Origin of the sequence: Blautia sp. MSK.20.85 (genome assembly GCF_013317245.1) — a bacterium.
Lineage (GTDB): Bacteria > Bacillota > Clostridia > Lachnospirales > Lachnospiraceae > Blautia_A.
The window spans coordinates 50,945-62,074 of record NZ_JAAIUN010000020.1; the positions used below are offsets into that span (position 1 = coordinate 50,945).

Annotated in this window: 5 protein-coding genes, 1 tRNA gene and 1 pseudogene; 1 reads left to right on the plus strand and 6 read right to left on the minus strand. The window is 46.0% G+C overall.

Annotated features, from left to right (window positions below; translation table 11 throughout):
- Positions 1-38: 38 nt before the first annotated feature.
- From G5B12_RS11505 to G5B12_RS11520, 4 genes are all read right to left on the minus strand, one after another.
- Positions 39-2,141, minus strand: coding sequence for an LTA synthase family protein (locus G5B12_RS11505; RefSeq protein ID WP_174088305.1), 2,103 nt, complete (start codon positions 2,139-2,141; stop codon positions 39-41).
- A 15-nt stretch (positions 2,142-2,156) separates the two neighbouring features.
- On the minus strand, positions 2,157-4,811 hold the full coding sequence (locus tag G5B12_RS11510) for a valine--tRNA ligase (RefSeq protein ID WP_118071098.1): 2,655 nt from the start codon (positions 4,809-4,811) through the stop codon (positions 2,157-2,159).
- A 479-nt stretch (positions 4,812-5,290) separates the two neighbouring features.
- Entirely contained in the window at positions 5,291-9,163 is a 3,873-nt protein-coding gene (locus G5B12_RS11515; protein ID WP_174088307.1) for an FtsX-like permease family protein, read from the minus strand.
- The gene (locus G5B12_RS11520) at positions 9,157-9,870 is read right to left on the minus strand and encodes an ABC transporter ATP-binding protein (protein ID WP_173739932.1); all 714 of its coding nucleotides are present in this window, start codon (positions 9,868-9,870) and stop codon (positions 9,157-9,159) included. The genes G5B12_RS11515 and G5B12_RS11520 overlap by 7 nt, the downstream gene beginning before the upstream one ends.
- 321 nt (positions 9,871-10,191) lie before the next feature.
- Here G5B12_RS11520 and G5B12_RS11525 point away from each other — a divergent pair, with 321 nt between their 5' ends.
- Positions 10,192-10,530, plus strand: coding sequence for a hypothetical protein (locus G5B12_RS11525; RefSeq protein WP_021977038.1), 339 nt, complete (start codon positions 10,192-10,194; stop codon positions 10,528-10,530).
- 70 nt (positions 10,531-10,600) lie between these two features.
- On the opposite strand, the pseudogene G5B12_RS11530 reads toward G5B12_RS11525, so the two are convergent.
- Both G5B12_RS11530 and G5B12_RS11535 read right to left on the minus strand, forming a co-directional pair.
- Positions 10,601-10,810, minus strand: a pseudogene (locus G5B12_RS11530) (bifunctional 4-hydroxy-2-oxoglutarate aldolase/2-dehydro-3-deoxy-phosphogluconate aldolase); the annotation flags it as partial.
- Between the two features lie 192 nt (positions 10,811-11,002).
- Positions 11,003-11,073 (minus strand) — tRNA-Cys (locus G5B12_RS11535).
- Positions 11,074-11,130: the final 57 nt, after the last annotated feature.

An 11,130-nucleotide genomic window follows, 5' to 3' on the forward strand; every position in this document is an offset into this window, starting at 1 on the left:
CCGACATTTTTTGTATCGGAGTATCTTTTCTATGTCATTTACTGGTTGTCTGTACTGTTTTCTTCACCGGAATCTTCTGTGGATCCCGTTTCTGACGCTGTATCCGTTAGCCCTGTATCAGAACTGCTCTTTTCACTGTCAAGCTTCCACTTGCTGTCAGCAAGCAGTGCATAAACTGCCCGGTCATGGCTCTTTGTCATGGCCTTTCTGGTGGAACTGTTGCTTCGCTGCACTACCGAGAGCCGGTCAAAATCATCCAGTTCCTTTCCGGTAATGATCAGCTTGGTAGGATTCACGTAAACCGTATCGTACCATTCTCCGTTGATCTTCACCTGGCTGGACGGCGTAAAGTTTGTTCCCTGGATATAATAGGTGTGATCCGTCTCAGACACAACCTGAATGGAATCCAGTGTGGTATCATAGATTCCCATACGCATCTTTGTCCGCTCAAAAGGATTCTCTCCGTCATATGTATACTGCTTTCCGTAAAGAAGATCGTACTGCAGGGTCTCCAGATCCACCTGATAATTTTTGGTATTTCTTCTTGCCTGATGATACTTGAAAATATTTCCCTCATGGATACCTACACGGTCCATAACCTCTGCTGCCATCTGGTATGCCGCAAGATTTTCTTTCTTTTTCTTAAGTCCGAAATTATCCCACATCACATACTCTGTCTGGAACAGATATTTATTCTCCACATCCTCCACAGTCAGTCCCATGGTTGGCAGATGATCACCATACATAACCAGTACCACATCCTCCGGATAATCTGCCAGCTTATCAGTCAGCTCTTTGACAAAATCATCCATCTCATGGATCTGATTTACATAATACTCCCACTTATTGTTCAGCTCGTCCGTAGGGGCCCCGGAAACTGTGATCTCCGGATTTTCCAACACCGGTTCTGAAGGGTAATCTCCATGTCCCTGTACGGAAATAGTATATACATAATCAGGTCCTTCTGTGGAATCCAGACACTTGACGATCTCATCGGTGAGGACACTGTCCTTGGTCCAGCCCAACGGGTTCTTCTGGTTTTCATCCTTCATGTACTCTGCCGAAGTAAAGGTATCAAATCCCAGATTCGGGAAAATGCTTCTTCTTCCGTAGAAATTCGCCTCATTGTTATGTACTGCATGGGCAGTATAGCCCAGATTCTTCAGAACATACGGCGCGCTCTCACATGTAGTTTCCTTAAGGATACTCTTGTAAGGATATTCTCCCGGTCCAAAATAATGAAGGCTCATTCCAGTAATGGATTCAAACTCAGTATTTGCGGTTCCGGCTCCTACGGAAGGTACCTTATAATATCCGGAGGAATACTCCTTCATCAGCTTTCTGAAATTCGGAATAGGATCTTCTGACAGCTCCAGATAATTTACCAGCGTAGGATCAAAAAAGGACTCCAGCTGCAAAAACAGAATATTCGGATGACTGCCTTCTTTCGTTTCCGGAAGATTTTCTTCCGACTTCTCGATCCTTTTGATCTCGCTTTTGGAATAATCTCTCGGTGCACTGATTCCGGTATTAAAGATCGTCGTTGCCAGACAGTAAGGATATCCGTAATCCTCATAAGCTATGGCAATATTTCCAAAATAATTGGAAAGAACTCTTTTTTCCAGAGCAAGCTGTGTGATTCCTCCAAATGCAAGAACCCCAACCAGGACCAGTGGAATATTCACCTTATATTTCAGCTTGCCTCTGTACTTCGGCGACCTTATCAGGATGATCAGAAGGATTAGAACCGCAATTCCCAGAAGAACTGCACCTATGGTCATCTGGGTATGGGTCAGATATTTTTTTGCAATACTGAGACCATCTGTCAGATTCTTCACATCCGGTCCTGTAAACGGTGTGACACGGTTGAGAAGAAGCACACCGTTTACGATTCCCAGAAACAGCCATAAGCTGCCCACAAAGATACGCCAGAAAATTCTCTTTCGGAAGAGATAAACAATCAGCATCGTCGTAAAGATAAACGCTGCATTATAAGCAAATACAAGCGGCCTTGTGGTCATGTAGGTCCACGCCTCTGTGAACGAGTGCCTGCATATGGCCTCGATCACAAAGTACAGGACTGCACAGCCCAGAGCCTGAAGTATCAGCGAAATCTTATTGAAAAAGTTACACCACTTCATTAAAACACTCCTTCGTTATTTCACCATCTGTGTTAACTGCAGGTTCACTTTCTCTTTCATCTCTTTGTATTTCTCAAGTTTCTCCTTCTCTGCCTCTACCTTGGCTGCAGGTGCCTTGTTCACAAAATTCGGATTGTTCAGCATTCCCTCGCAGCGTGCGATTTCTTTTGTAAGTCGCTCCTGCTCTTTTGTGAGACGTTCGATTTCTTTTTCACGGTCGATCAGATCCTCCAGCGGCAGATAAACCACACCGTCTGCCACAACGATGGATACCGCATCCTCACCGATTCCGTTCTTATCCTGCTGTACGTGGATCTCTTTTGCAAACGCAAGGTTTGTAAAGGATTTCTTGCAGGACTCAAAACGTGCACAGCACTCTGCATCCTTGCCTACGATGTAGATATTTGTCTTTCTGTTCTGCGGTACGTTCATCTCGTTTCTGGTGTTACGGATTCCACGTACAACCTCCTGGAAGCTTGAAACTGCTTTCTCAGCATCTGCAAAGTTCATCTCATCTTTGTATACCGGCCAGTCAGAGATCATAATGGACTCTTCCTCAGGAAGCAGTGTGCAGTAGATCTCCTCTGTGATAAACGGCATGAACGGATGAAGAAGCTTCAGTCCCTGTGTCAGTGCAGTGCGAAGTGTCCACAGTGCATCGTTTGCTGCTGCCGGGTTCTCCTCTGCTTTCCACAGTCTTACTTTGGCCATCTCGATATACCAGTCACAGAGCTCATCCCACAGGAAGTCATAAACTTTCTGTACAGCGATTCCAAGCTCATATTTATCCATGTTCTCGGTAACATCGCGGATCACGGTGTTCAGTCTGGAAAGGATCCATTTATCCTCGTTGCAAAGAGCGTTCAGGTCTTCCGGCTCTGTTACGGTCTTTCCTTCCAGGTTCATCATAATGAAACGGGATGCATTCCAGATCTTGTTTGCAAAGTTACGGCTGGACTCTACACGCTCCCAGTAGAAACGCATGTCATTTCCAGGTGCATTACCTGTCATCAGAGTCAGACGAAGTGCATCTGCACCGTATTTATCGATAACTTCCAGCGGATCGATACCGTTTCCAAGGGATTTACTCATCTTACGTCCTTGGGAGTCACGTACCAGGCCGTGGATCAGTACATGGTGGAACGGAGTCTCACCGGTCTGCTCCAGTGCGGAAAATACCATACGGATAACCCAGAAGAAGATGATATCATATCCGGTTACCAGAACATCTGTCGGATAGAAGTACTCAAGCTCCGGTGTCTTATCCGGCCATCCAAGCGTGGAGAATGGCCACAGTGCGGAACTGAACCAGGTATCCAGAGTGTCCTCATCCTGGTGCATATGTGTGCATCCGCATTTCGGGCACTTCTCAGGCATTTCTCTTGCAACAACCATCTCACCGCACTCATCGCAGTAATAAGCCGGGATTCTGTGTCCCCACCAGAGCTGACGGGAAATACACCAGTCACGGATATTCTCCAGCCAGTGCAGGTAAGTCTTGTCAAAACGTGCCGGAACAAACTGAAGATTTCCGTCGTCCAGAGTCTTGATGGCAGCTTTTGCCATTTCATCCATTTTTACAAACCACTGTGGTTTGATCATTGGCTCTACGGTTGTACCGCAGCGATCATGGGTACCAACGCTGTGACTGTGCGGAACAACTTTTACAAGGAGTCCCTGCTCTTTCAGGTCTTCTACCATGGCCTTACGTGCCTCGTAACGGTCCATACCTGCATATTTTCCGCCAAGGCTGTTGATAGTCGCATCATCGTTAAGGATATTGATCTCCTCAAGATTATGGCGGCGTCCAACCTCGAAGTCATTGGGGTCATGTGCCGGTGTAATCTTAACGCAGCCTGTTCCGAATTCCTTGTCAACATACTCATCGGCAATAACCGGGATCTCTCTGTCTGTAAGAGGAAGTTTCAGCATCTTGCCTACAAGATCTTTATATCTCTCATCCTCCGGATTTACAGCAACTGCTGTATCACCGAGAAGTGTCTCCGGACGAGTGGTTGCGATCTCAACAAAACGTCCTTCCTCACCTACGATCGGATAATTGATGTGCCAGAAATATCCATCCTGGTCCTCATGTACAACCTCTGCATCGGAAATAGAAGTCTGGCATACCGGACACCAGTTGATGATCCTGGAACCTTTGTAAATATATCCTTTTTCATAGAGACGGATAAATACCTCCTGAACAGCCTTGGAGCAGCCTTCATCCATGGTAAAGCGCTCGCGCTCCCAGTCTGCAGATGCACCCAGTTTTTTCAGCTGGTTGATGATCTTTCCGCCGTACTCTTCTTTCCATGCCCAGGCATGTTTCATAAATTCCTCGCGGCCGATCTCGTTCTTGTCGATACCTTCTTTACGAAGTTTCTCTGTTACCTTAACCTCTGTAGCGATGGCTGCATGGTCTGTTCCCGGCTGCCAGAGAGCCTCATAACCCTGCATTCTCTTGAAACGGATCAGGATATCCTGCATGGTCTCATCCAGTGCATGGCCCATATGCAGCTGTCCGGTTACATTGGGCGGCGGCATTACGATTGTGAAAGGTTTTTTGTCCGGATTAACTTTTGCATGGAAGTATCCGTTATCCATCCATTTTTTGTACAGACGATCCTCAATACCCTTGGGATCATAAGTCTTTGCAAGTTCTTTACTCATGTTTTCCTCCTGAATCTTTCTGATTATAGGAACCTTAAAATGCTCCTGTTCTCTGCAAGAAAAAACACGCCCTCCACACAAAAGCCACTAACTAATGTGCGAAGGGCGATCATTCTCGCGGTACCACCTTCATTATCCGGAAAAAACATCTGTTATTCCCGTCTATCTCTTGTCCCTTAACGCGGGGTACGTGAAAACCTACACAGCAGCATCTGCATCTGTTCTGCATTTCTGCTTTCAGTTTCCCGGCTCCTAAGCTACCTTCTGCAGTCCTCCATCTGAAAATGCCTTTCAGCCTGCGCTTCTCTTGCGTCTGTGCATTTCTCTCTGTCAGCGTAGATCTGCATACTCCTCTTATTCAACGCCTTTGCCATGTTCCTACTATAATGAAATTTTCTTTTTTTGTCAAGACAGAGGCCTGCTTTTCCTGGGATTTCACATATTTCCGGATACGAAGATCTTTCTGGCATTTCATTATTTTATTCCACGCTCTTCAGCGACTCTACCATATTGATCTTTTTCAGCTTAAAATGCATCACCATATTTACAAACATGGAGAACCCAAAGGTAATGATTCCACTGTAAACAAAGCTTATTGGCTTGATATTTCTTCCGAACATTACCGCATCTACCTCAACGGTTGTGATCACATACCGGTGGAGGAAGATTCCGAACACTGCGCCTGCCAGAATCCCTATGAAGGACAGCAGGATATTTTCCCGGAATACATACTGGGAAACTTCGCCATCATAAAATCCCAGGACCTTCAATGTTGCAAGCTCTCTCTGACGCTCTGTGATATTGATGTTGTTCAGATTATACAGTACCACAAATGCCAGCATTCCGGCAGAAATGATCAGGACCCAGATTACCGCTCCGAGGGATCCCAGCATTCGCTCTACCTGACCTGCTGTGCTGCTTGTATAGCTGATACTTAAAGCTGCCGGATATTTCAGGATCGCATTTCCAAGAGTTTCCAGATCACTCTCTGCATCCTCTTTCATAGTATATACTGTACTTGAATACTTCGGTTTCTCCCCGAATGTTTTTTCATAGCAGGATGGGGTCATGTAAACGTAATGTCCCATATAGTTCTCTGTGACAGCAGTGATCTTTACTTTATACTTTCTGTTGTCTTTCTCCAGGGTGATCTTGTCTCCTGCTTTCACACCGATAAGAGAAGCCGTTTTTTCACAGATCACCGCTCCATCATCGGTAAGCTCATACTGCTCGTGGGACTTTCTGTCACGTAATGTTACATCCTCTTTAAAATTTTCCGTATTTTCCGGAACATATACATAGATACTGACACTTCCCTTTTCTTTTGGTGCCGTCATCTTGATGAGCTGCACACGGGTATAGTGATCGATCTCGCTGTTTCCATCCAGAAATTTCAGAAGATCCTTTTCCTGGCTGTCTGTGGCATCCTCATCATTGATCACCATGGCATCATAGTGCTGGATCTGGTCATATTGGAGAATCGCAATATCCATAATGGAGTCATAAAGTCCGAATCCTACAAGCATCAGTCCCATGCTTCCTGCAATTCCGAAAATGGTCATAAAAAGACGCTTTTTATAACGGAAAAGATTTCGCATGGACGATTTCCAGGAAAAGCTCAGATGCTTCCAGATAAAGCTGATCCGTTCAATAATGATCCGTTTTCCTTCTTTCGGTGCAGGCGGACGCATCAGAGATGCCGGTGTTTCTGCCAGGGTTTTTGCGCAGGAAAACAGTGTAGCGCCCATAGTACAGATCACCGCTGCTCCGGAAGCGATCAATGCATATTGTAACTCATAATCCAGCTGCATGTGATCGCCAATATTCCAGTACATGATCCCATAGGCCTGGATAATGATAAACGGAAGAACCTTTTCTCCGAAAAGTACTCCTGCGATACTTCCGCCTACTGTAGCCAGAAATGCGTAGCTGAGATACTTGGATGCAATGGATGCTTTTCCGTATCCTAGCGCTTTCATGGTTCCGATCTGGGTTCGCTGTTCCTCCACCATTCGTGTCATCGTGGTAAGACTGATCAGAGCCGCTACAAGGAAGAATATCATCGGGAAAACCTTTCCGATGTTTTTCAGTCGCTCTGCGTTATCACCAAAATCCGAATATTCCGGAAGGTCATTGCGGTCTGAGATGATCCATTCCGGTGTTTCAATATCATCCACCTCTTTCTGGGCATCCTCGATCTTCTGCTGGGCTTCCGCAATTTTGTCATCGGCTTCTTTTTTGCCGTCCTGATATTCTTTCTTTCCATCGGAAAGCTTCTTTTTGGCGTCCTCCAGGTCTTTTTTGGCGTCTTCTAATTTCTGTTCATTTTCCCGGATCTCTTTTTCACCATCCAGAAGCTTCTGTTCATTTGCATCCAGTTCTGCCTGACTGCTGGTAAGCTTTTCTGTATTGGCCTGGATCTCTGCCTGACCGGCATTTAACTGGGCCTGTTTTTCCTCCAGCTGCTGCCGCCCTGAGCTGAGCTGGGCTCTGGCCGAATCCAGCTGGCTCTGGCCATCATCCAAAGTTGCCTGGTTTGCCGCAATTTCTTCTTTTGCCGCGGAAAGCTCTGCTTTCTTTGTTTCCAGTTCTTTTTTCCCTTTATCCAGTTCTTCCTGGCCTTCGTTCAGCTGTGCCTCTGTCCTGGAAAGTGTCTCTTCCTGTTCTTTGATCTGGCTGAAGCCCTCATTGATCTGACCTAGGCTGCTCTCCAGTTCAGCTCTTGTCTGGGCCAGCTCTGATTTTTTTGCAGTAAGCTCTGCCTGCGCCCCGTCGATCTGGGCCTGATCGGCATTTATCTGTTCTTCCATTGCACTGATCTGACCATTTAAAGTCTGGATCTGCGTGGAAAGCTCCGCCAGCTCTTCCTCGGTTTTTCCTGCTTCCGCACCGGCGTCATACTGCGCCTGCAGCTCCGCCGCCTGACTGCTTAATGCCTCTTTCTGGCTGGTCAATTCATCCAGCTGTGCCTGCTGCCCGGAAAGGGCTTCTTCACTGGAATTGATCTGGGATTCGCCCTCGGAAACCTGTACAAGTCCTGCCTCACACTGTTCTTTCTGACCGGTGAGAGCAGTCTTTGTTTCTTTGATCGTATTCTTTCCCGTTTCCAACTGTTCTCTTCCACTGTCAAGCTCAGCCTGTTTGCTTTCCAGTGTTTTTTCCGCTTCCCGGAGCTGGGCCTCGCCGTCACTTACCTGCTGTTTTGCGGCAGTCAGCTGTTCATATCCGGCAGTCAGCTCTGACTGCTTCTCATTTATCTGTGCTTCGGAGTCAGCAAGCTGGGATCTGGCAGCATTTAACTGGGACAGACCGTCTTCCACCTGCTGTTTTGCGCTGTTAAGCTGAGACCATCCATCTTCAATCTGTTTTCTTCCGTCAGCAAGCTGCTGTTTTCCATCGGTCAGCTCCTTTTTTGCATCACTGAGCTGCTGTTTTCCATCTTCGTACTCTTTTTTTCCATCCCCATACTTCTTCTGCCCATCATCCAGCTTTTTCTTCGCGTCGCCAAGTTTTTCCTCTGATTCCTTCTTTCCGTCCTCAAGCTCTTTTCTGGCATCATCCAGTTTTTCATTGGCTTCTGCGACGATCTCCTCGTAGCGCAGGCTGCACTGTTCTTTTTCGATACCTTCCACGCGTTTCCGGATCTTTTTGATAAGATTGTCGTAAGCATCGGTATAGCTGATCACATCCCCGGATTCATGAACCATAATATAGATCTGGGTAAAAGCTTCCTGTTCAAAATCCTCAGGAAGAATGTATCCGAAGCCGCTGACCTCACCCGATCCAAGAGTCGTATTTCCTCTGTTAAATGAAATATAAAGAGGACTGCTTCCGATTCCCACAACTGTATAGGTTGTTTTTTTCAAAAGCTCACTGTCTCCATCCTCACTGACAGATATGGTATCCCCGATTTTATACCCCCGATTCTTTGCAAATGGCTTGTCCAGAAAAATCTCGCCGCTTTTTTCCGGTATCCTTCCTTCATCTGCTGTAAGCAGATTAAAATTGCTGCTGATAGATTCCAGATGAAGAACCTTCCTGGCATCGTCCTCTCCACTCATAACATCCGTAGAGTAGCTGCCCTCAGCCAGTTCCACACCGTCAATATCCGATACCGCTTTTACATCACGCTGAGTCAGTCCCAGGGTTCCCTGGATCTTCAGATCCATCAGCTTTGCTGCTTCATAATAAGCATCTCCGGAATATCTCATATCCGGAGAAGACGCCTGGATCCCGGAAAAAAATGCAACACCCAGTGCCACGATCAGAAAGATCGAGATAAAACGTGCTTTACTTTTCCGGATCTCCATCCAGAAATCTTTGTGTAATGCCTTCATTCCGTCACCTACCATTCAATCTCTTCCACTGGTGTGGGATGTGCATTTTCAGTCATCCTGGAAACCTTGCCGTTTTTGATCTTGATCACACGGTCGGCCATAGGTGTCAATGCAGAGTTATGAGTAATGACAATAACCGTCATGCCCCGTTCCCTGCAGGTATCCTGAAGGAGCTTCAGGATTGCCTTGCCGGTCTGATAATCCAACGCTCCTGTAGGTTCATCACAGAGCAGAAGCTTTGGATTCTTCGCCAGCGCTCTGGCTATGGAAACTCTCTGCTGCTCACCGCCGGATAACTGTGCCGGAAAATTGGTCAGTCTCTCCCTCAGCCCTACTTCCTCCAGAACTGTCCTAGCATCCAGAGGATCCTTACAGATCTGAAGAGCAAGCTCCACATTCTCCAATGCAGTCAGATTTGGCACCAGATTATAAAACTGGAATACAAATCCAATATCCTCCCGTCGGTATCCGGTCAGCTGCCGGTCTGTATATTTTGCAATATTTTTTCCATCGATCCAGACATTGCCGGATGTGGCCTTATCCATTCCGCCCAGGATATTCAGCACCGTTGTCTTTCCGGCACCGCTTGGTCCTACCACAACCACAAATTCTCCTTTTTTTATCCGGAAGCTGATCTCATCCACAGCTATGATCTTCACTTCTTTTGAGCCATAGATTTTGGATACATTCTCCAGCTTCACATAGTCTTCCGTATGCTCCATTTCCACCCCTCCTCTTTACTCTCTATATGATTTCAGGGGGCTTTTATCTGCCCCCTTTTAATTCTCTCACTCACGTATCACAGCTGTAGAAAAATGTTTTCGGCTGTGATCGAATATTATTAATAACTATATTTATAAGTATATCGGTTCTTAATTCAAAATGCAATTTCTACTTATATTTTACAAAGATTTTTCATTCCTGCGCATTTGTATTTTACATTTCTTTTCTATAATACAGACAAATAAAGGAAATCAATATTATAGCTGACTGTTGCTGACAACAGCAGAAGTATAATTCCAGCAAAACAGGAGGAATGGATTATGTATAAAGTACTGTGGAATCACTTAGATCAAAATTTAAAAAAGGCCCCTGCGCCAGCTGTTTTTCTTGCACTTTTGACAGCTGGATGGAGTGCAGCCGGAATTCTTGCAGGATTACTTGTTTGTCTGGAACTTCAGACAGAACTGATGGTGAAGCTGACTGTGATCTTATGTGCCGGTGGATACGCCGGACTGATTCCCGGTTTCTTCGGTGGGATCTTTTATCTTTACCGAATGGATCTTCGGAAACCTTCTGCGGATCCTGTAGCTGATCTGGCAGCTGAAGCGGAAAAAGCTTCTGCCGATCCTACTTCATTGATCTATTTTCACAATAATTGACAAAAAAGCAGAACTCTGCCTGGTTGTGCAGGGTTCTGCTTTTTTTATTGAATATGTGTATTAAGTTTGATTACTTTCTTATGGAATCCGCAAGCTTTTTTGCTTCTGCTGTCAGTTCTCTTATTTTGTCAAATTCTCCTGCCTTCACAAGATCTCCTTTTACCATCCAGCTTCCGCCGCAGCAGAGGATTTTGTCACAGGAAAGATAGTCCTCAAGGTTTTTCGCATTGATCCCGCCGGTAGGCATAAAACGGATTCCTGTATAAGGAGCTGCCATTGCAGAGCATGACGCTTTGCGTGCTCAGGATGCCATGTACCTTCACCTGGTTTATAATCGTAAACGAATCCTGCTTACGGAAAAAAATTCCTGATGCTGTCCGATCTTCCAGAAGTCTGTCTTCACGGTCTTCAGCAAGTACATTTTTATAGGAAAAATAAGCCCTGGAAATTCATCTTTCCAGGGCTTTCTAAGAGGTGCCACCCGGATTTGAACCGGGGATAGAGGTGTTGCAGACCTTTGCCTTACCACTTGGCTATGGCACCATGCTCCCCCTGTTGGACTCGAACCAACGACACTGCGGTTAACAGCCGCATGCTCTA

What these genes read in the sequence shown, in the direction of transcription:
- G5B12_RS11505 (WP_174088305.1), bottom strand. Translation starts at nt 2,141, where the DNA reads ATGAAGTGGTGTAACTTTTTCAATAAGATTTCGCTGATACTTCAGGCT.
- G5B12_RS11510 (WP_118071098.1), bottom strand. Translation starts at nt 4,811, where the DNA reads ATGAGTAAAGAACTTGCAAAGACTTATGATCCCAAGGGTATTGAGGAT.
- G5B12_RS11515 (WP_174088307.1), bottom strand. Translation starts at nt 9,163, where the DNA reads ATGGTAGGTGACGGAATGAAGGCATTACACAAAGATTTCTGGATGGAG.
- G5B12_RS11520 (WP_173739932.1), bottom strand. Translation starts at nt 9,870, where the DNA reads ATGGAGCATACGGAAGACTATGTGAAGCTGGAGAATGTATCCAAAATC.
- G5B12_RS11525 (WP_021977038.1), top strand. Translation starts at nt 10,192, where the DNA reads ATGTATAAAGTACTGTGGAATCACTTAGATCAAAATTTAAAAAAGGCC.